Genomic DNA, 18,941 nt, shown 5'->3' on the forward strand with positions numbered 1-18,941 from the left:
GAATAATGATCATTCTACCGAAAATAAATAATAATACAGCGGCTGGCCGCCGGCATGCACTTCGAGCTCGGCGTCGGGATACGTCTCTTCAATGAGTGCTGCAAGCTGGCTAGTAACCGGCTCCGCCGCATCCGCCCCTGTCAACACCGTAACCACTTCTCCGCCGTCCGCCATCATGCTGTCCAGCAGTTGACGGCACGTTGCGAGCAGCTCCGGCGTCGAGGCGACAATCTTGTTGTTATGAATGCCGAGATAATCTCCAGCCCGAATGTCCATTCCGTCGATTTGCGAATCACGGACGGCGTACGTAACTTGTCCCGAATGAACGCGTGCGATCGCTTCCTCCATCACGGAAGTGTTGTGCTCCGCAGTCGCCCCCGCCTGGAAGGCAAACAGCGCCGCCATTCCCTGCGGAATCGTCTTCGTCGGAATGACGATCACAATCCGGTCCAGCAAATCGCGGGCTTGCTGAGCGGCCAGCACAATGTTCGAATTGTTCGGCAGCACGAACACCGTCTCGGCATGAACACGCTTGATCGCGCTGACGATATCCTCGGTGCTCGGGTTCATCGTTTGTCCGCCGGACAATACGACATCGGCTCCCAGACTCGACAGGATGGCGGCCACGCCGTCTCCGGCCGCCACAGCTACGAAGCCGTACGGCTTGGCCGGTTTTCCGGACGCCTCCGGCTTCGCCGCCGGTGCCGCATGATGGGATGCGGCCGGAGCAGCGCCTTCTTCCAATATATGCGTATGCTGCTCGCGCATATTGTCAATTTTAATTTTGACCAGCTCGCCGAACCGCTGGGCAAGCGTCAATACTTCTCCGGGATGCTCGGCATGCAGATGCACTTTGACCAGATCGTCGTCGGAGACGACCAGAACGGAATCCCCGAACTTCTCCATCTCGCCGCGGAACGACAACTCGTCAAACGCAAGTCCGGGCGTCTTGCCCGGCTCCAGACGGATCATAAATTCGGTGCAATAGCCGAACTCGATGTCCTCCGTCGCCATATGGGCCTGGGCCGATCTCCGCTCGGCCGTTCCATGTCCAGGCAAGGCAGCCGCCGCACCGGGCGCCGCAATGAGGGACGCAACCGGCATATCGCCGCTTAACGCCGCTGCAAAACCTTCATAGATAAGAACCAGCCCTTGGCCGCCGGCATCAACGACGCCAACCTGCTTCAATACCGGAAGCTGCTCCGGCGTCCGGGCCAGCGCTTCCTTCGCTTTGGCCAGAACCTCCTTCATCAGCTCGCCGATATCGGAGCTGCGCCGAACCGAGGCGACGGCATGTTTGGCCGCTTCGCGCGCGACGGTCAGAATCGTTCCCTCTACCGGCTTCACTACCGCTTTGTATGCCGTATCTACGCCTTGTTGGAGCGCAGCCGCAAATTTATGGACATCAATGTCTTCCGCGTCCTGTACCGCTTTCGCGAATCCGCGGAACAATTGTGACAAAATTACTCCTGAATTGCCCCGGGCACCCATAAGCAGCCCTTTAGACAGCGCTTCGGCCGATTTGCCGATATGCGGAGACGTTTTTTTCTTGAGCTCTTCGACACCGGAGGTCAAAGTCATATTCATGTTTGTTCCCGTGTCTCCGTCCGGCACGGGAAATACGTTCAGAGCATTCACATTCGCAACGTTCGCGTGCAATGCTTCCGCGCCCTTATAAATCATGCTAGTAAAAGTGGAACCATCCAGTGAATTAAAGCGCTTACTCAAAAAAAAACCCCTTCCTCTCGGATATTCTGCCGATTCGAACGCCGTCTCAGCGTGCGATTCGCACGCCTTGGACGACTATATGTACGAAATCGATCTTTAATCCGACGACCTCGTTCAATACGTATTTCACTTTGGACTGCACGTTGTGCGCAACTTCGGATATTTTGGTTCCGTAGCTGACGATGATATGCAGTTCGATATGCACCCCGTCCGGTTCGCTCCGGACTTCGATGCCCCGGCCCAGATTTTCGCGGCCGAGCAGTTCCGCAATCCCGTCTTTAAGCTGTTTGCGCGAAGCCATGCCGACCAGTCCGTAACAATCGAGAGCGGCCGATCCTGCCAATACCGCCACCACTTCGTTCGATACGAATACTTTGCCGAGTTCGCTGTCGATTTGCATAGGCATGGCATGTTCCTCCTCCGGGTTACTTGCTGACTGTTCCGAAATTACCGCCCTGCTTGGCGAATAGCTTGTCAGAGCCGGCAAGCATTAGCTTACGCCGCCAAAAAAACAGGTGCATGATTTCGCAACCGTCCTACCTTACGACTACCTTCCATTTTACTATAATCGACATCAGAAAGAAATGCAAAACCGCCACTCGCGTAGATTGACGCCGCAGTTATCCATATGATAATATATTGGGGTATGTGTTCGGTATGAAAGTGTCAGGAGGTGTAACTCATGTCCCGCAAATGTACGATTACTGGTAAAAGCCCGCGCCAAGGCAACCACGTGTCCCACGCCAACAACAAAAACAAACGCACCTGGGGCGTTAACGTGCAAAAAGTCCGCATCATGGTAAACGGTAAGCCGAAGCGCGTTTATGTAAGCGCCCGTGCTTTGAAATCCGGCCTTGTTGAGCGCGTGTAATTCTAACGCTTGCAAGATGCCATATTGCATCAAGCCAACTGTGAATCAAACTTATGGTTTCCCAAGACAAGCGACCGCCACCCGGCGGTTGTTTTTCTTTTTTGTCAACCCCCCCCAAGCCGAGCCAATGGGTCGCCAACATGGCGATTGATGACAAAAAGCACCCGTTCAGGTGCTTTTTCGCTTAACCAAGACAGACGGCCCGGTCCTTCGCGCCCCAGGACCGGCCGTTATCAGAATCCGGCCGCATGCATCCGCTCCACGAATTCGTCGGTACGTTTCAGATGGGCAGCCGAAAGACGTAACGGCGCCCTAAGTATGAATGTATCCGTCTTAGGTCACAGGCATCGTAATGAACGCCCGGCGGCGAGCCTATGTCCTTTGTACAAGCTCAGCTTTTGCTGAACGAGTTCAAAATCGCTTTCACGACACCGCCCAGAAACTTCGGTAGCTTGATCGTATAAAATTTCATTTCTACCCCTCCCTCGCATGTTCCGCACGGCCGCGAACGTCCGCCCGCCGCTTGACCGAAAATGGCGCCGCCGTACGAATTCACCTTATGTCTCCATTGTATTCGCCGCCTGCGGAAAAGGTGATGACCCGAAACAAAAAAAACTACAAGAGCGGCAACTCTTGTAGTCATCTTATGCGGATAAAGGAAAAAAAATGCATTCGCCTGCGCGTTCTTACTACTCCAGCTTCAAGCCCGGCGGTTCCAGATTAAGAATCGGAATTTTGCCGATCATCACGTATACTACGGTCAGCAGCACCCAGAACACGAGCGATACGAGGATGAAGCTGATCCGCAGCCCTTTGCTCTCATAGGTTTTAAAATAATAAATGCCTATGAACAGCGCCCCAAGCGAATAAATGTACCGGAAGATCGAAAATTCGTGCCAGGAGAAGATAAGCAGCAGATGTCCCGCCAAAAAGCTGCACAATAGCAGCATCAGCGTTTTTTTCAAAGAGAGCTGCCTCCTTTGTCGGAACCGCCGCGAATGCGCGAGATCGCTTCCTTGCGGTCCGCTTGGGCAAACACCGCATTGCCGGCCACGAGCACGTTCGCCCCGGCCTTTTTGACGAGCTCCGCCGTCTCCTCGTTCACTCCCCCGTCCACCTCAATGTGGACGTGTCCAAGCCCGCGCTCGTCCAGCATGTGACGAAGCGCCGTAATTTTCGGAAGGCTGGAGGCGATAAACCGCTGTCCGCCGAACCCGGGATTAACCGTCATCAGCAGCACCAGATCCACATCTTCGGCGATATGCTCCAAAGTTGAAAGCGAAGTAGCCGGATTTAATACGACACCGGCCTTAACTCCTTGATCCTTGATGAGCTGCACCGTCCGGTGAAGATGCGTGCAAACTTCGACGTGCACCGATATGTAATCCGCACCGGCCTGAGCAAAAGCGCGTATATAATCGTCCGGCTTCGATATCATCAGATGAACGTCCAGCGTCAGCTTCGTGTGCGGACGAATCGCCTGCACGATAGGAGGCCCCAGCGTAATATTAGGTACGAAGTGGCCGTCCATCACGTCCACATGAATCCAGTCGGCTCCCCCGCGTTCGACGTCGCGGATTTCTTCGCCCAGACGGGCAAAGTCCGCGGACAGAATCGAAGGGGCAATTAACAATTCCCGCATATGTCAGTACCTCCGTTTCCGTTCTTTCATCTCCTGCAAAAAGACAAGGTAGTGCTTGTACCGGCTCGCAGCGACCGCCCCGCTCTCCACCGCCGCTATCACCTGACAGCCGGGCTCGTGCTGGTGCAGACAGCCGCGGAACTTGCAGCCCGAAGCGATCCGTTTCATCTCGGCGAAGCAGCTGGACAGCTCCTCCGGCTCCAACTGTACGAAATCAAGCTGGCTGAAGCCGGGTGTGTCCGCCACGAGACCGCCTCCTTCGCCTTCCAGCTCGATCAGCTCGACATGCCGGGTCGTATGCTTGCCCCGGCCGAGCTTGGACGAAATTTGATTCGTCTCCAGCATCAGGCCGGGCACCAATGCGTTCAGAAGCGAAGATTTGCCGACGCCGGATTGGCCGGAGAAGACGCTGATCCGGCCCGCCAGCCGGGAGCGCACCTCGGATATCCCGTCCTCCGTCTTCGTGCTCGTGATGATGACGGTATACCCGATCTGCTCGTAGAGCTGCTTGGCGTCCTGCATCGTTATCGTTTCCTGCGAAGCGGCCTCCGCAGATTCGTCCTCGGAGTCCAGAAGATCCGACTTGGTGAGGCAGATGATCGTATCGAGGCCGGCGTTTTCCGTGTGAACCAGAAATTTATCCAGCAGTTGCAAATTCAGCGCCGGTTCCGCCACGGAGAAAGCAAGCACCGCCTGCTCCACGTTGGCGACCGGCGGCCGGATCAGCTCGGTGGAGCGCGGCAGCACTTCATCCACCGTACCTTCCCCGTTTTCCGTAACTTCGTAGATAACGCGGTCTCCAACCAGCGGGGAGACGCCTCTTTTCTTAAAGATCCCCCGCGCCCGGCATTGTACCGGCTCCTCTGCGGAACCGGTGGACTTCACATAATAGTAACCACTCAATGCCTTCACAATAATACCTTCAGGCATTAATTTTGTCCTCCTGTAGTCGAGTTCGTAGTCGTAGTCGTGCCGGCCGGCGTTTGGGCGTTGCCGCCAGAGCCGTTTCCTCCGGAAGGCGATGTCGACGCCGGTTTGTTCGCGGCGTTTCCGTTGCCTGCTCCTCCGGAGCCGCCTGTAGTTGACCCGGGCGTTCCCTGCTGCTGGGTAGTGTTGCCCGGATTGCCGGGAATACCTTCGCCCGGATACGGTACCGGCCAATAATCGATCTTATCATTATCCCTGTAATATTCGATGGTGCCGATCATCCCTGGGGAAAGTACCAGGGTCACATTAAACTGTTGTGCTTCTGTGATTTCAACAGGCTTACCCCAAGTCTGGTTTTCTCCCCGGGCGTCGCTGTATTTAATCACGATTGTGCTTTTTACGCCTTTCCTGGTCGGCTCAATTTGTTTCGTTACGGTCGCTTCTTTGGCGTCCTCCGGATAACCGGTGCTTACGCTGACCGTTATTTCGGCGCCAGGCAGGACAGACTCCCCTTCCTTATACGGAGACTGGAAAAACACCCGATCCTTTGGCTGCGAAAACGACGGCTTGTGCTCGACCTTCAGCTTCAAATCCAGCTTCGTAGCAATCGCTTTGGCGGTATCCTCCGTTTCGCCGATCAACTGCGGCATCGGAAACTCTTTCGGCCCTTTGCTGACCTTCAGCTTAACCGCAACCGTCCTCGGATCATATTCGACGCTCGGGGCAGGTTCCTGGGACACCACCGTCCCGATCTCCTGATCGCTGTTTATATCCTCTAGCGTAACCTTCGTAATGTTAAGCCCCGCCAGCTCTGTTTTCACATCGGTTGCTTTTTTGCCCGTCCAGTCCGGCATCTTCTGCTTCTCCGGCCCGAGACTGACGTACAGCGTCACGGTATTGTTAATTTTTACGGTAGACGGGTTCGGGTCCTGCTTCGTGACGATATCTTTCTCCACATCGGGATGATGCTCTTCGATCACCCTGCTGTGAAGCTGCTTTTGCACAAGCAAAGCTTCGGCATTTTCCCGTGTCATGCCGACCAGACTCGGCACGTCCACGTCCGGCACATAAAGCATCTCCTTCACATACCGGACTCCCATGTACATCAGGGCGAGCAGCAGCAGTATGACGACGGTCCAGACGACAGGCTTCACCCAGCCTCTCTTCTTCCGCCTCGGCTCCTCGTCCGGTTCATCCTCCACATCGTGGACAAACTGGTCGCTGCGTATAGCCGGCACTACGCGGGTTCTCTCGTCATCGTCGTAATCGTCAGAGACGAACGTAATTTTCGGTTCGTTCCGGCGGCCCGGCTCCAGACAAGTATCGAGATCCTGCAGCATTTCTTTGGCGGAGCGGTAACGTTCGTCGGGATTTTTGCGCATCGACTTCAGGATAATATTCTCGACGCTTTGAGGAATGAGCGGGTTGACTTTACGCGGTTCCTCCACGTCTTCCTGCAAATGTTTCAGCGCGACGCTGATCGGACTTTCTCCAAGAAAAGGAAGCCGGTTCGTCAACATCTGGTACAGCACGATGCCCAGTGAATACAGGTCGGACTGGGCGCCGGTCAGCGTCCCTTTGGCATGCTCCGGGGAAAAATAATGAACCGAACCGACGACCGAGCCGGTTTGGGTAATCTGCGAAGAATCCGCGGCCCGAGCGATTCCGAAATCGGTAACTTTGACGCGGCCGTTTTTGCCGATCAGGATATTATGGGGCTTAATATCGCGATGGATGATCTGGTTATAGTGGGCATGATCGAGCGCGTCGCATATTTGACTGGCGATCCGGACGGCTTCTTCGACGGGCAAAGGCGCTTTTTCCTTAATCGTCTCGTTAAGCGCCTTCCCATCGATGCATTCCATGACGATATAATGCGTCTCGTCCTCCTGACCGACATCATAGATGCTTACAACATTCGGATGTGATAGCGACGCTGCGGCCTGGGCTTCTCTGCGAAACCGGCGGATGAACTCCTCATCGTGTACGTATTGCTGCCGCAGCACTTTTACCGCAACTTTCCGATTGAGCAAAATATCATGCCCTTTGTACACCAGCGCCATTCCGCCGCCGCCGATCCGGTCGAGTATCTCGTAACGCCCTCCCAACACGTGGCCGATCATGCATCATCCCTCCTTCCCGGATCGGTCGTAACGTCCGCCCCGCCCAACTTGTCGTTGGCCAGCAGAACAACCGTAATGTTGTCGCCTCCGCCTTCCTCGAGGGCCCGTTCCACGAGCCGGTCGACTTTGCCGTGCAGATCTCGGCTGTCCGTAATAACCGAGTATAGCTCCGCCTCTCCGACCAGGCCGCTTAATCCGTCGCTGCACAGGAGCAGGACGTCGCCGGTCCGCCATTCCGTATGAACGACGTCGACATCGACCTGCTTATCCGTGCCGAGTGCCCGTGTCACTACATTGCGGAGCGGATGGACGCTGGCTTCCTCCTGGGTGATCTGGCCGGATTTGATCAGTTCGTTGACGAGAGAATGGTCCTCCGTCAGTTGGCGGATCGAGCCGTCCGATACGAGGTAGGCGCGGCTGTCCCCGATATGGCCGATGACGAGATCGGTAGAGGTCGCAAGCGCAGCGACGACGGTCGTGCCCATCCCTTGGTAGCGGGCTTGCTTCGAGGCAATCTCAAACACCCGGTCGTTGGCTACCGAGATGGCTCCGCGCACCGTGTCTTTGCGCTGCTCCACGTTCATATCCGCCGTAAGCACGCTGCGCATTTCCGTTTCTACGAGCTCGATCGCCATCTGGCTGGCGATTTCTCCCGCTTGATGTCCGCCCATGCCGTCTGCAACGATGGCGAGGGTAAAGCCGTTAAATTCGTCTCTCACCGCAGCCCGGTCTTCGTTAATCAACCGGATGAGCCCGGCATCCGTACGATGCGCGGTTTGCATACTTTCCCTCACCTCACCTGTGATTCCATATGCTTCGCCCGCAGCTGGCCGCATGCCGCGGCGATGTCGCTACCTTGCTCCCTGCGAATCGTCGCGGGAATGTTGTGTTTCTCTAGAATCCGCTGGAAGGCAAATATATCGTCCCGCTCCGTACGTTTGAAATCCCGTTCCATTACAAAATTAACCGGAATCAGGTTGACATGGACCAAAGGCAGCATCTCCTTCAGCACGACCGCCAGCTCCTGAGCATGCTCCGCCTTATCGTTCACTCCGCCCATAAGAGCGTATTCGAACGTTATACGCCGACCGGTCGTATGAAGGTAGTATTTGCACGCTTCAATCAGTTCGGCGAACGGATAGCGGCGGTTAACCGGCATCAGCTTGGAACGCAACTCGTCGTTCGGAGCGTGAATCGATATCGCCAGATTGATCTGCATATTCTCGTCCGCAAATCGGTGAATATTCGGAACGATGCCGCTCGTCGAAACCGTAATGTGGCGCGCGCCGATGTTGAGCCCTTTCTCGTGAATCATCAGCTTCAGAAACTTAAGCATCGCATCGTAATTTTCGAACGGTTCGCCGATTCCCATAATAACGATGCTGCTTACCCGCTCTCCGGTCGCATCGAGCAATTGCTGGGCTTTAACGATCTGCGCTACAATCTCGCCCGCAGACAGATTGCGCTTGAGTCCGCCCAGCGTAGAGGCGCAAAACGTACAGCCGATCCGGCAGCCCACCTGCGTCGTTACGCAAACGCTGTTGCCGTAGCTATGCTTCATCACTACGGTTTCGATCGCGTTTTTGTCGGCCAGCTCGAACAAAAATTTCACCGTGCCGTCTTTCGACTGCTGGCTTGCAATTTCCGTCAGCGATACGAATACAAACGACTCGTCCAGCTTCCGGCGCAGCTCCTTCGACAGATTGGACATCTCTTCGAACGACCCGACGCGCTTCACGTACAGCCAATCGAAGATTTGCCCCGCCCGGAAAGACGGCTGGCCGTTTTCTTTGAGCCAGGCCTGCCACTCTTCGAGAGTCAAATCGTAGGCCGACAGCTTTTCCGGAATATGGGGCTGCAGCGGTTTTAATGGTTTTAAAGGTTGTATAGGTGTAGTCACAAGCATCCCTGCCCGTTGTTTGGATTTCACATGTATGCATGACACATCTGATGGTGGCGACAACCGGTATCAAATAATAAAGATTGTCGGTAAAACGCGATCGCCCGCAACAATTTCTCTCTAGAATCAAAAATCGCTGGCTGGAGATCGTTCGTGGCGGATAAACCCGCTGTCTCTCTTGGATAGGCGGTTGTTAAGAGCTGCAAACCGCTCTTATTTCGCTCGTTATCCGTACATGTAGTCAAATAAGGGCGGTTTGCGGCTCTTAAATCGACGTTTTCTGGCTAAAATCGGTTTTTGGAGCAGAATAAGAGCTGCAAACCGCTCCTATTCAGCTCTCGATCCACATTTGGTGCTCAAATAAAGGTCGTTTGCAGCTCTTATTTAAACATTTTGGCTGAAGATCGGCTTTTAGAGCGAACAAGCTTCAACCGGAAGCTGATCTTATTCTAGCATAACGGAGCGCCCAGCTAAAGTTGCCGGGCCTTTTGCGCTTTTCAAAGCTTTTTCAAAGCTTCTTCAGAGCTTCTTCTGAGCCTTTTCAGAGCCTTTTCAAAGCTCTTACAGAGCTTCTTCCAAGTCCCCGCGCAAGTCTGTCAGAGCTCTAAGACTCTCCTAAGCTTCTTCACCGAGACTCTTCCAAAGCTCCTTAGCAGCTTCACGAACGTTTGCGCAACACGGCGATAAAAAAACCGTCCGAGCCGAATTGGTGCGGCAACACCGTGATCGTCCCGCCCGGAGCTACGGAATCCGCCGGCAGACGATCCTGCAGAGACTGCGGCGGCCGGCTCAGCGCGAACTCCGGATGCTCCTGCAAAAACCGCATCACGACCTGCTCGTTTTCCTCTTCGGCCACGGTACAGGTGCTGTACACCAGCACGCCTCCCGGCGCCAGAAGGGAAGAGACGCCGCTTAGCAGCTCGTACTGCAGCTCGGCGATCCCGGCCACATCCCCGGGGCTTTTCGCCCACTTGATATCCGGCTTCCGCCGGATCACGCCCAATCCCGAGCAGGAAGCGTCAAGCAAAATCCGGTCGAACGCCGTCCCCGCCAACGCCTCGGGAAGATTGCGGGCGTCGATCGTTTTCGTCTCGACGCAGCGGAGCGAGAGGCGCTCGGCCTGGGCCGCAATCAGCTCCCGCTTATGCTCGTGAATGTCGCAGGCCAGTATGCGGCCGCGATCGTTCATCAGCTCGGCCATATGCGACGTTTTGCCGCCCGGAGCGGCGCAGCAGTCGAGCACCTGCATGCCCGGTTCCGGATGGGCCGCTTCGGCGACGAGCATCGAGCTCTCGTCCTGCACGGACAGCTCGCCGTTCACGTACCAAGGGGTCAGCGCCATATTGCCGCCGCTCTCGACCACTATGCCGGCGGGCGACACGTCAGACGGACGCGCCTCGCAGCCGGCTTCCCTCAACCGGCCGAGCAGCTCTTCCCGCGTCAGCTTCATCGTATTGACCCGTACGCTGGCGCTTGGCGGCTCGTTATTGGCCCGGCATATCTTCTCCGCCGTCTCCGCTCCGAAACGTCTCACCCAATCGGCGACGAGCCATTCCGGATGGGAGTGCTCGAGCGCGATCCGGGCGACCGGCTCCAGCGAGACGGGAACGGTCAGCTCCTCCTTGCGGCGAATGACATTGCGCAGCACGCCGTTCACCATGCCCGATATGCCGGCATGCCCTCTCCGCTTGGCGATATTTACCGCTTCATGAACCGCCGCATGCTCCGGCACGCGGTCCAGGTAATGCAGCTGATACAAGCTGAGCCGCAGCAAATTACGTACCCACGGCTCCAGCTTTTTCACTCCTTTGGCGACGAAACGGTCCAAAAAATAATCGATCGTATTTCGGCGCTGAATCGTCCCATACACGAGCTCTGTCGCAAGTCCGGCATCGGCCTTGTCCGGTTTATGCTTCAGCAGCGCCTGGTTCAGGAGCAGATTGCTGTACGCGTGCTCTGTCTCGACGCGCGTAAGCACGTCCAGAGCGATTTCCCGCGCGGACCAAGGCTGTCTCGGTGGAGCCGCCGGTCCCGGCTTTTTGCCGGAGCCTCCGCCCGTCTTGGGTCGTCCGCCGACCAGTCCGGGCTTGCCCGTTCCGGGGGATCGTTTGTTACCGTTCGGTTGCCGCTGCGCATCCGTTTTCGTCTTCGCGGACGTTTGCGTTTGTGGCTGCTTCGGATTCAATTCGTTTCCCCCAATACCGTTCCTTTGGCAATCGGTGTGCCGCGCTTCAGGTCGGACACGCTCATCGCCTTCTTGCCGGCGGGCTGAACGTGAGTGAGCCAGATCGAACCGCTTCCGGTAGCGACTTCCAGTCCGTCGTCCGTCATTTGCAGCACAGTCCCCGGCCTCACTTTCCATGCGGAACCGTTCGTTCTCTCGTCATCGGCGGGTTTGCGGCTCGCCCATACTTTAAACACTTCGCCGTGAAGCAGCGTAAAAGCGCCGGGCATCGGATTCAGTCCGCGGATCTGATTGAACAGCTGAAGCGAAGATTTCGTCCAGTCGATCCGTTCGTCCTCGCGGGAGATATTGGGGGAGTAGGTCGCATCGGCTTCGTTTTGCGGTACGGCTTGGATACGCCCGGCCAGCAGCTCGGGCAAAGTCGTGCGGAGCAGCTCGGCTCCCGCCACGCTCAGCTTGTCGAACAGCGTGCCCGCCGTATCTTCGTCGGTAATCGGAACTTCCACGCTCGAGATCATATCGCCGGTATCGAGACCCGCCGCCATATACATAATCGTGACGCCGGTTACCGGCTCGCCGTTCATAACCGCATGCTGGATCGGCGCCCCGCCCCGGTATTTCGGGAGAAGCGAGCCGTGCACGTTAATGCAGCCATGCTGCGGCACGGCCAGCAGCGATTTGGGCAAAATTTGCCCGTAAGCCGCCGTTACGATCAAGTCCGGCTTGAAGCTGCTAACCTCTTCAACGGCAGCCGGATCGCGGAGCTTGACCGGTTGGAGTACCGGAATGCCGTGCTTCATCGCTTCGGCTTTGACCGGGGTGGGCGCAAGCTCGCGTTTGCGCCCTTTCGGCCGGTCCGGCTGAGTGACGACAGCCACAACGTTGTAGCCCTGCTCCAGCAGCGCTTGAAGGGAAGGAACGGCAAAATCAGGCGTTCCCATGAAAACGACGTTCATGTCTTCACTCCTCGCCCTTTTTCTGCCGTTCCTCTTCGCGGTATACGCTTTTGGCCAGATCGGTAAACAGCACTCCGTTCAAATGATCGACCTCATGCTGGAATGCGCGGGCCAGAAACTCCGAAGCGGTAATGACGAGCTCGTCGCCGTTGCGGTCCAGACCTTTAATCGTAATTGTCAGCGAACGGTTAACGTCGCCCCTGAGCCCCGGAATGCTAAGACATCCTTCCGGCCCGAGCTGCTCGCCCTCCGCGCTTACGATCTCCGGATTGATCATCTCGATCAGCCCGTTGTCGTCTCCTACGTCGACTACGATCACCCGCTTCAAAATACCGATCTGCGGCGCGGCCAGGCCGACGCCCTCCGCATCGTACATCGTATCCGCCATATCGTCCAGCAGCTTGTGAATGTTCGGTGTAATTTTCGGAACCGGTTTCGCTTTCTCGCGAAGCACCGGGTCCGGTTCTTTTACTATAATTCGAATGGCCACGGATCAGCACTTCCTTTCAAAAACATAAGTCATCCATTCCATAATCGGTCCGGAAGCGCCAAGGCGCTCGCTACATCAGCACTTGCGGATTAACGTCGATCCCGATCTGCAGCTTCTCCTGGCGCACCGTATCGTCAAACGCGGCCGCCACTTCGGCGATCATCCCGGAGACGTCGATATCCCCCCGATATTTTACCATGCATTGAAACCGATATCTATCTTTGATTCGCGGGATCGGCGACGCGACAGGCCCGTACACCTCGAAGTAAGGCGCGTCCACCCCCCGGCCATACAACCCTCCACGTTCTGATGCCGATCCGACTTCTGAACGCTTCCACTTGTCCTTCAGTCTCGCGGCAAACGATTCTCCCGCCCGGACAAGCATCGGCACCTGTTCGTGGGAGAAGGTGATCAGCACCAAATCGCAGTATGGCGGGTATCCGCGTTCTCTCCGCATTTCCAGCTCCGTCTCCAGGAATGAGGCATAATCATGATGGCTGGCGGTTACGATGCTGTAATGATCGGGAGTATACGTCTGGATAAACACTTCGCCGGGAAGCTTGTGCCTTCCCGCTCGTCCCGCTACCTGGGTGAGCAGTTGAAACGTCTTCTCCGCCGCGCGGAAATCGGGCAGATGCAGCACCGTATCGGCCGCGATGACGCCGACAAGCGTGACGTCCGGGAAATCAAGACCTTTGGCCACCATTTGGGTGCCAAGCAGCACATCCGCCTGCTTGTTGCGGAACCGGGTCAGCAGCCGTTCGTGGGCGCCTTTCTCGGAAGTCGTGTCCACATCCATCCGGATGACGCGAATACCGGGAAACAGCTTGCCCAGCTCCTCTTCGACCCGCTGGGTCCCCGTTCCGAAATAACGGATATGCTCGCTTTCGCAGCTGGGGCATTTTTTCGGTTCCGGCTCGGATAAGCCGCAATAATGGCAGCGCATCGTCCGGGATACCTGGTGATAGGTTAGCGAGATGTCGCAGTGCGGACATTGGACGACGTAGCCGCACGACCGGCACATGACGAAAGTCGAGTAGCCGCGCCGGTTTAACAGCAATACGGTCTGTTCTTTCTTGTGTAACCGTTCTTCAATCGCTTTATACAAGCCGCGGCTGAACATGGAGCGGTTGCCTTCCTTCAGCTCCTCCCGCAAATCGACAATATGAACGGCGGGCAAAGGACGGCCTTCGACACGGTCCTCCATCGTCAGCAGTTGGAACGGGGAGCGGTCTGCCGAACGTTCGTTTGTCCGGGCATAACTTTCCAGCGATGGCGTCGCCGAGCCGAGCACGACGACCGCCCCCTGATGCGAAGCGCGCTGAACCGCCACGTCGCGGGCATGATACTTCGGGCTCTCCTCCTGTTTATAGGAAGCTTCGTGCTCCTCGTCGATAATGATCAGGCCGAGCTTCGTAAACGGAGCGAACACAGCCGAGCGCGCGCCGATCACGACGCTTACCTGCTTCGTGCCGATTTTGCGCCACTCGTCGTACCGTTCGCCTTGGGACAAGCGGCTGTGCATCACCGCGACCGCATCGCCGAACCGGCTCTTGAACCGTTCGACCATTTGCGGAGTGAGCGATATTTCCGGGACGAGCACGATCGCTTCCCGGCCTTGGTCGAGACACTGCTGGATCGATTGCAGGTACACTTCGGTCTTTCCGCTGCCGGTTACGCCGTGAAGCAGGAAAACGCGGTGCTCTCTCTCTTCGAGCGCAGCCGATATCGGAACGAACGCCCCGCGCTGCTGATCGGTGAGCGGCAGCGGCTCCGTTTTGGCAAACTGCCTGCCTGCATACGGGTCCCGGTATACCTCCCGCTCCTGAACCGACAGCCAGCCTTTCTCGGCAAGCGCCTTGACCGAGCCTGCGCTAATGTTCAATTTATCGGTCAGCTCTGTGAGCGGCAGCGGCTCCGGCTGCCCGGCGAAAAAAACCATCAGCTCTTTTTGCCGCTTCGCTCCGGCTCCCAGCTTCTCCGCTTGTTCCAGCATCGTCGCCCGGTCCGCAGCCGCCTCGACATAAAGCACCTTCTTGGCGTTCATCCGGTCCTTCACCGAGTTGATCTCGGCCAGTATTCCTTGCTCCAGCAGATTTCTCAGCATCAGGCTGGCATCGGGAAAACGGCGAAGCAGCGCTTCCGCCGGTACTGTGCCTTTCTGCTTCACAAAGGCGACGATATTCTCTTCCTCCGGACTGCGGGCAAACATATACGCTTGCCTTCCGGTCTCCCCGGCAGCCGTGCGGGTCTCTTCTCCGGCAAAAGCGATCATTTTCTCGTATTTGGCCTTTAACGCTCCCGGAATCATCGCTTGGAGCGCCGTAATCTCGTGGCATATATACGTCCGGCTCATCCACCGGGCCAGATCGACCAGCTCCGGGTTCAGCGGAGGAACCAAATCGAGCACTTGCTCTACCGGCTTCAGCTTGCCAGCATCCATACTAGTCCGGTCCGACAAGCCGACGACGAAGCCTTGCAGCGTCCGGGGGCCGAACGGAACTCCAACACGGCTGCCGACCGCAACCCAGGACTGAAGCTGGGGAGGCACGATGTAGTCGAACGGACGGTTCGTCTGTTTGGCCGGCACATCCACGATCACCTGCGCATAGAGACGGCGCTCCCCGAACAGATCGCCTTGCAGCAGCGCCCCGTCATACAACGCGGAAGGCGCCGTCGCGCCTTCCTTAGTCATGGCGATCACTCCCGCCGCGTGTATTCAGCCGTAACGCTACAAGGCTCAGCAGTTTCTGCGCGACGTCCAGCTTGCTCATTTGCGGCAGCGATTCCACCAGACCGTCTTTGTCGTACACGCTTACGATGTTCGTATCCGTTCCGAACCCCGCACCCGGCACCGTCACATCATTAAGCACAAGCAGATCGCAATTTTTACGGACCAGCTTGTCCATCGCATACTGTTCCCCGTTATCCGTTTCCGCGGCGAAGCCGACGAGGAACTGCTTCGCCTTTCGCTGGCCAAGCGTTTGCAAAATATCCGGATTTTTGACGAGCTCCAGCGTCATCGTCTCGTCTTTCTTCTTAATTTTTTTGTCGGACCGAAGGGCCGGACGATAGTCCGACGGAGCAGCCGCTTTAATGACGATATCCGCGTCCTCGAAGCGTGACAATACTGCGTTCATCATATCGGCCGTCGACTCGACATGGACGACCTTGACTCCAGCCGGCAAAGCCGCCGTCGCTTTCCCCGTAACAACGGTGACGTCCGCTCCCATCCGCTTCGCGGTTTCCGCGATCGCATACCCCATCTTGCCGGACGAATCGTTCGTGATGTAACGGACCGGATCGATTCGCTCCACCGTTCCCCCTGCCGTTACGATCACCTTCAGCCCGGAGAGCGGTTTTGCCGGATTCAGCATCCGTTCGATGGCCGTCATCATTTCTTCCGGCTCCGCCAGTCTTCCTTTGCCGACGTAACCGCAGGCCAGCTGCCCTTCGCCCGGCTCGACGAAAGAAACGCCGCGGTCCCGCAACGTTTGCATATTCGCCGTTACGGCCGGATGCGCGTACATATGCACGTTCATGGCAGGCGCAACCAGCACCGGCGCCTCCGTCGCGAGCAGCGTCGTGCTGAGCATATCGTCGGCCAGGCCATGCGCCATTTTGGCGATTATGTTCGCAGTAGCCGGTGCAACGACAACCAGATCGGCGCTGTCCGCCAAATGAATATGCGACACGACGGAAGCATCCTTCTCGTCGAACGTATCCACCGCAACATCATGTCTTGACAGCGTCTGGAACGTCAGCGGGGCGACAAACCTGGTCGCAGACTCCGTCATAATCACCCGTACGTCCGCCCCCGCCTGCACGAGTTTGCTGCACAGCGCAGCCGCCTTGAAACACGCTATTCCTCCGGTAACTCCGAGCACGATCGTTTTTCCTTGCATCCTGCTCACCTCTCCATCTGATCAATGACATCCATCCGGCTGCGTCCTTCAACCTGGGAAGAGAAAAAAATAACAACCTGTGACAGGTTGTCGTCATACGAAACGTACATGTTCTCTTACTGTTTGTTTTCTCTATTTGACTCCACGTGAATGTAATCGCCGTAGATTTCTTCGAGCGCAACTCCGACATGCTTGCTGGCGTGCTGGTCTTTCAGATCGGTCTTGGATCCGTCCCGCAGCATGCGGGCCCGCTTGGATGCCGCTACGACGAGCGAATATTTGCTGTCCACTTTGTTGATAAGCAGGTCGATCGATGGGTATAACATCTTTTAACGCACCTCTTCCATCCAAGAATTCACATAAGGCATAATCCGTTCGCGCTTGCAATGTTCGGCCGTAATGATCGAGCGGATGCGGGAGCAGGCTGTTTCCACCTGGTCGTTGACGACCGCGTAATCGTAATGCTCGAGCAGCCTGATTTCGTCAACCGCTGCGGACAACCGGTTGCGGATCGATTCGTCGGTTTCGGTCCCTCGGGTTTCGATCCGGTTTTTCAGTTCATCAAGCGACGGAGGCATCAGGAAAATAAAGACGCCTTCCGGAAACTTCTGCTTTACTTTCATCGCGCCTTGCACTTCGATCTCCAAAATAATATCTTTACCTGCGTTGATCGTGTCTCTGACGAAGCTCCGGGGAGTTCCGTAGTAGTTGCCTACGTATTCGGCCCACTCCAGCAGCTCGTCTTTTTCGATCATCGAACGGAATTTATCTTTGGACGTAAAAAAATAATTAACGCCTTCCGTTTCTCCTGCGCGCGGCGAGCGGGTCGTAGCGGAAACGGAATATACCAGTTCCGGTGCCAGCTTGCGAAGCATGGAGCATACGGTTCCTTTGCCTACGCCGGACGGGCCGGACAGCACGATCAAAAGGCCTTTGTCGCCCGCATTACTCGTCATGATCATCGTCCTTATTGTTAGTAAGTCGATGCGCCACCGTTTCCGGTTGTACGGCGGATAAAATGACATGGTCGCTGTCGGTGATAATCACCGCGCGGGTACGTCTGCCGTACGTGGCGTCGATCAGCATATGCCGGTCGCGCGCCTCCTGAATGATCCGCTTGATTGGCGCGGATTCCGGACTGACGATCGAGATGATCCGGTTTGCGGATACGATATTTCCGAAGCCGATATTGATCAATTTAATGGCCATCATTGCCCTCCTACGAATTCAAGACCGTTGGCCCGTTGTCTCGCAGCCTTAGCAGCCTTGCACTATTCTTGCCTTATCGATGTACGCTCATACTTTAAAATGCGGCCGGTTACTCGATATTTTGCGCTTGTTCGCGTATTTTCTCAAGTTCCGCCTTCATCTCGACAACCCTGCCGACGATCTCGAGATGCCCTGACTTGGAACCGATCGTATTGACTTCCCGATTCATCTCCTGATTCAGAAAGTCCAGCTTGCGTCCGGCAGGCTCGTCTGTTGCTAGCAGCTTGCGGCATTGACCGATGTGGCTCTCGAGCCGGACGAGCTCCTCCCGGATATCCGAACGGTCCGCCATAACGGCTGCTTCGGTAAGCAGCCTGGGATCGTCCGGCAGCAAACCGGCGGATTCGCCCAGCAACCCGGTCAGACGCTGATGCAGCTTCAATTTGTACTCTTCCACCGCTTTCGGAGCCCACTCGGCCGTTTCCCGTCTCAAACGTTCCAACCGGTCGAGCCGTCCGGCAACTTCGATGGCCAGATGGCCGCCTTCCGCGCGTCGCATCTCCAGCATGCCGGCTGCCGCTTCCCGCACGCATTCCAGAAGCGGTTCCGTGAAATGATCCGCCGCCATCCCCGCATCCCGAAACGATACGATCCCGGGCAGAGCGAGGATATCCCTCAGCGAGAGAGAGTCGCTGAAAGCGAACCGTTCCTTAAGCTGTTCCGCCGCCAGACGGTAAGATTCGGCAAGCGGCCAGTCGATCTCCGCAAGGGCTGCCGTTCCCGGTTCCTTCTCGACGGTGACGGACACGTCCACTTTCCCGCGCTTGACGGAGTGCTGAACGATCCGTTTCACCTTGTCTTCCAGCCGCATCCATTCGCGGGGAATACGGACGGAAATTTCCGAGTACCGGTGGTTGACCGATCTCATCTCGACCTGCAGCCGGCAACCGCAGACGGAACGGCCGGATTGACCGAATCCGGTCATGCTTTGAACCATGGGTATCA

Annotated in this window: 19 protein-coding genes; 1 reads left to right on the top strand and 18 read right to left on the bottom strand. The window is 56.6% G+C overall.

Annotation, left to right across the window (positions count from 1 at the left end; all coding sequences use genetic code 11):
• Positions 1-9: 9 nt before the first annotated feature.
• Together AC3Y2E_RS14815 and AC3Y2E_RS14820 are read right to left on the bottom strand one after the other, a co-directional pair.
• Positions 10-1,683 (bottom strand): DAK2 domain-containing protein, encoded by a 1,674-nt coding sequence (locus tag AC3Y2E_RS14815; protein ID WP_379211617.1) that lies wholly within the window; start codon positions 1,681-1,683, stop codon positions 10-12.
• Positions 1,684-1,774: 91 nt separating this feature from the next.
• Positions 1,775-2,134 (bottom strand): Asp23/Gls24 family envelope stress response protein, encoded by a 360-nt coding sequence (locus AC3Y2E_RS14820; protein ID WP_190927729.1) that lies wholly within the window; start codon positions 2,132-2,134, stop codon positions 1,775-1,777.
• Between the two features lie 276 nt (positions 2,135-2,410).
• Between AC3Y2E_RS14820 and rpmB the strand changes: the two genes are divergently transcribed.
• A complete protein-coding gene (gene rpmB / locus AC3Y2E_RS14825) occupies positions 2,411-2,599 on the top strand; it encodes a 50S ribosomal protein L28 (RefSeq protein ID WP_120745324.1) in 189 nt (62 codons plus the stop codon).
• Positions 2,600-2,990: 391 nt separating this feature from the next.
• On the opposite strand, the gene spoVM is transcribed toward rpmB, so the two are convergent.
• From spoVM to AC3Y2E_RS14905, 16 genes are all read right to left on the bottom strand, one after another.
• Entirely contained in the window at positions 2,991-3,071 is an 81-nt protein-coding gene (spoVM, locus tag AC3Y2E_RS14830; RefSeq protein ID WP_110840399.1) for a stage V sporulation protein SpoVM, read from the bottom strand.
• Positions 3,072-3,288: 217 nt separating this feature from the next.
• Entirely contained in the window at positions 3,289-3,564 is a 276-nt protein-coding gene (locus AC3Y2E_RS14835) for a hypothetical protein (protein WP_190927727.1), read from the bottom strand.
• A complete protein-coding gene (rpe, locus tag AC3Y2E_RS14840) occupies positions 3,561-4,241 on the bottom strand; it encodes a ribulose-phosphate 3-epimerase (RefSeq protein ID WP_379211495.1) in 681 nt (226 codons plus the stop codon). Before rpe ends, AC3Y2E_RS14835 begins: the two co-directional genes overlap by 4 nt.
• A 3-nt stretch (positions 4,242-4,244) precedes the next feature.
• Positions 4,245-5,171 (bottom strand): ribosome small subunit-dependent GTPase A, encoded by a 927-nt coding sequence (gene rsgA, locus AC3Y2E_RS14845; protein WP_379211497.1) that lies wholly within the window; start codon positions 5,169-5,171, stop codon positions 4,245-4,247.
• Positions 5,171-7,291, bottom strand: coding sequence for a Stk1 family PASTA domain-containing Ser/Thr kinase (pknB, locus tag AC3Y2E_RS14850; RefSeq protein ID WP_379211500.1), 2,121 nt, complete (start codon positions 7,289-7,291; stop codon positions 5,171-5,173). Before pknB ends, rsgA begins: the two co-directional genes overlap by 1 nt.
• Positions 7,288-8,073 carry a Stp1/IreP family PP2C-type Ser/Thr phosphatase gene (locus AC3Y2E_RS14855; protein ID WP_379211502.1) on the bottom strand — a complete coding sequence of 262 codons (786 nt, stop codon included), beginning with the start codon at positions 8,071-8,073 and terminating at the stop codon, positions 7,288-7,290. Before AC3Y2E_RS14855 ends, pknB begins: the two co-directional genes overlap by 4 nt.
• 8 nt (positions 8,074-8,081) lie before the next feature.
• On the bottom strand, positions 8,082-9,197 hold the full coding sequence (gene rlmN / locus AC3Y2E_RS14860) for a dual-specificity RNA methyltransferase RlmN (protein ID WP_379211620.1): 1,116 nt from the start codon (positions 9,195-9,197) through the stop codon (positions 8,082-8,084).
• A gap of 652 nt (positions 9,198-9,849) precedes the next feature.
• Positions 9,850-11,376 carry a 16S rRNA (cytosine(967)-C(5))-methyltransferase RsmB gene (rsmB, locus tag AC3Y2E_RS14865; RefSeq protein ID WP_379211504.1) on the bottom strand — a complete coding sequence of 509 codons (1,527 nt, stop codon included), beginning with the start codon at positions 11,374-11,376 and terminating at the stop codon, positions 9,850-9,852.
• Positions 11,373-12,332 carry a methionyl-tRNA formyltransferase gene (gene fmt / locus AC3Y2E_RS14870; protein WP_379211506.1) on the bottom strand — a complete coding sequence of 320 codons (960 nt, stop codon included), beginning with the start codon at positions 12,330-12,332 and terminating at the stop codon, positions 11,373-11,375. The genes rsmB and fmt overlap by 4 nt, the downstream gene beginning before the upstream one ends.
• 4 nt (positions 12,333-12,336) lie before the next feature.
• Positions 12,337-12,822, bottom strand: a complete 486-nt coding sequence (gene def / locus AC3Y2E_RS14875; RefSeq protein WP_190927716.1) for a peptide deformylase — start codon at positions 12,820-12,822, stop codon at positions 12,337-12,339.
• A 70-nt stretch (positions 12,823-12,892) separates the two neighbouring features.
• On the bottom strand, positions 12,893-15,517 hold the full coding sequence (gene priA / locus AC3Y2E_RS14880) for a primosomal protein N' (RefSeq protein WP_379211509.1): 2,625 nt from the start codon (positions 15,515-15,517) through the stop codon (positions 12,893-12,895).
• Positions 15,510-16,727: a bifunctional phosphopantothenoylcysteine decarboxylase/phosphopantothenate--cysteine ligase CoaBC gene (gene coaBC, locus AC3Y2E_RS14885; protein ID WP_379211511.1), complete on the bottom strand. Its 1,218-nt coding sequence runs from the start codon at positions 16,725-16,727 to the stop codon at positions 15,510-15,512. Before coaBC ends, priA begins: the two co-directional genes overlap by 8 nt.
• A 116-nt stretch (positions 16,728-16,843) precedes the next feature.
• Complete coding sequence (rpoZ, locus tag AC3Y2E_RS14890) at positions 16,844-17,053, bottom strand: DNA-directed RNA polymerase subunit omega (protein ID WP_332072583.1); 210 nt, start codon at positions 17,051-17,053, stop codon at positions 16,844-16,846.
• A gap of 3 nt (positions 17,054-17,056) precedes the next feature.
• On the bottom strand, positions 17,057-17,683 hold the full coding sequence (gene gmk, locus AC3Y2E_RS14895; protein WP_379211514.1) for a guanylate kinase: 627 nt from the start codon (positions 17,681-17,683) through the stop codon (positions 17,057-17,059).
• Positions 17,673-17,936 carry an extracellular matrix/biofilm regulator RemA gene (remA, locus tag AC3Y2E_RS14900; protein ID WP_110840413.1) on the bottom strand — a complete coding sequence of 88 codons (264 nt, stop codon included), beginning with the start codon at positions 17,934-17,936 and terminating at the stop codon, positions 17,673-17,675. Before remA ends, gmk begins: the two co-directional genes overlap by 11 nt.
• Before the next feature lie 109 nt (positions 17,937-18,045).
• On the bottom strand, positions 18,046-18,933 hold the full coding sequence (locus AC3Y2E_RS14905; protein WP_379211516.1) for a YicC/YloC family endoribonuclease: 888 nt from the start codon (positions 18,931-18,933) through the stop codon (positions 18,046-18,048).
• Positions 18,934-18,941 lie beyond the last annotated feature (8 nt).

The organism is Paenibacillus sp. MAH-35, from assembly GCF_058135425.1.

Coding starts and splice junctions, on each gene's coding strand:
- rpe (WP_379211495.1), bottom strand. CDS start 4,241: ATGCGGGAATTGTTAATTGCCCCTTCGATTCTGTCCGCGGACTTTGCC.
- pknB (WP_379211500.1), bottom strand. CDS start 7,291: ATGATCGGCCACGTGTTGGGAGGGCGTTACGAGATACTCGACCGGATC.
- gmk (WP_379211514.1), bottom strand. CDS start 17,683: ATGACGAGTAATGCGGGCGACAAAGGCCTTTTGATCGTGCTGTCCGGC.
- priA (WP_379211509.1), bottom strand. CDS start 15,517: ATGACTAAGGAAGGCGCGACGGCGCCTTCCGCGTTGTATGACGGGGCG.
- rpoZ (WP_332072583.1), bottom strand. CDS start 17,053: ATGTTATACCCATCGATCGACCTGCTTATCAACAAAGTGGACAGCAAA.
- remA (WP_110840413.1), bottom strand. CDS start 17,936: ATGGCCATTAAATTGATCAATATCGGCTTCGGAAATATCGTATCCGCA.
- coaBC (WP_379211511.1), bottom strand. CDS start 16,727: ATGCAAGGAAAAACGATCGTGCTCGGAGTTACCGGAGGAATAGCGTGT.
- fmt (WP_379211506.1), bottom strand. CDS start 12,332: ATGAACGTCGTTTTCATGGGAACGCCTGATTTTGCCGTTCCTTCCCTT.
- AC3Y2E_RS14820 (WP_190927729.1), bottom strand. CDS start 2,134: ATGCCTATGCAAATCGACAGCGAACTCGGCAAAGTATTCGTATCGAAC.
- spoVM (WP_110840399.1), bottom strand. CDS start 3,071: ATGAAATTTTATACGATCAAGCTACCGAAGTTTCTGGGCGGTGTCGTG.
- rpmB (WP_120745324.1), top strand. CDS start 2,411: ATGTCCCGCAAATGTACGATTACTGGTAAAAGCCCGCGCCAAGGCAAC.
- rsgA (WP_379211497.1), bottom strand. CDS start 5,171: ATGCCTGAAGGTATTATTGTGAAGGCATTGAGTGGTTACTATTATGTG.
- AC3Y2E_RS14905 (WP_379211516.1), bottom strand. CDS start 18,933: ATGGTTCAAAGCATGACCGGATTCGGTCAATCCGGCCGTTCCGTCTGC.
- AC3Y2E_RS14815 (WP_379211617.1), bottom strand. CDS start 1,683: ATGATTTATAAGGGCGCGGAAGCATTGCACGCGAACGTTGCGAATGTG.
- rlmN (WP_379211620.1), bottom strand. CDS start 9,197: ATGCTTGTGACTACACCTATACAACCTTTAAAACCATTAAAACCGCTG.
- AC3Y2E_RS14855 (WP_379211502.1), bottom strand. CDS start 8,073: ATGCAAACCGCGCATCGTACGGATGCCGGGCTCATCCGGTTGATTAAC.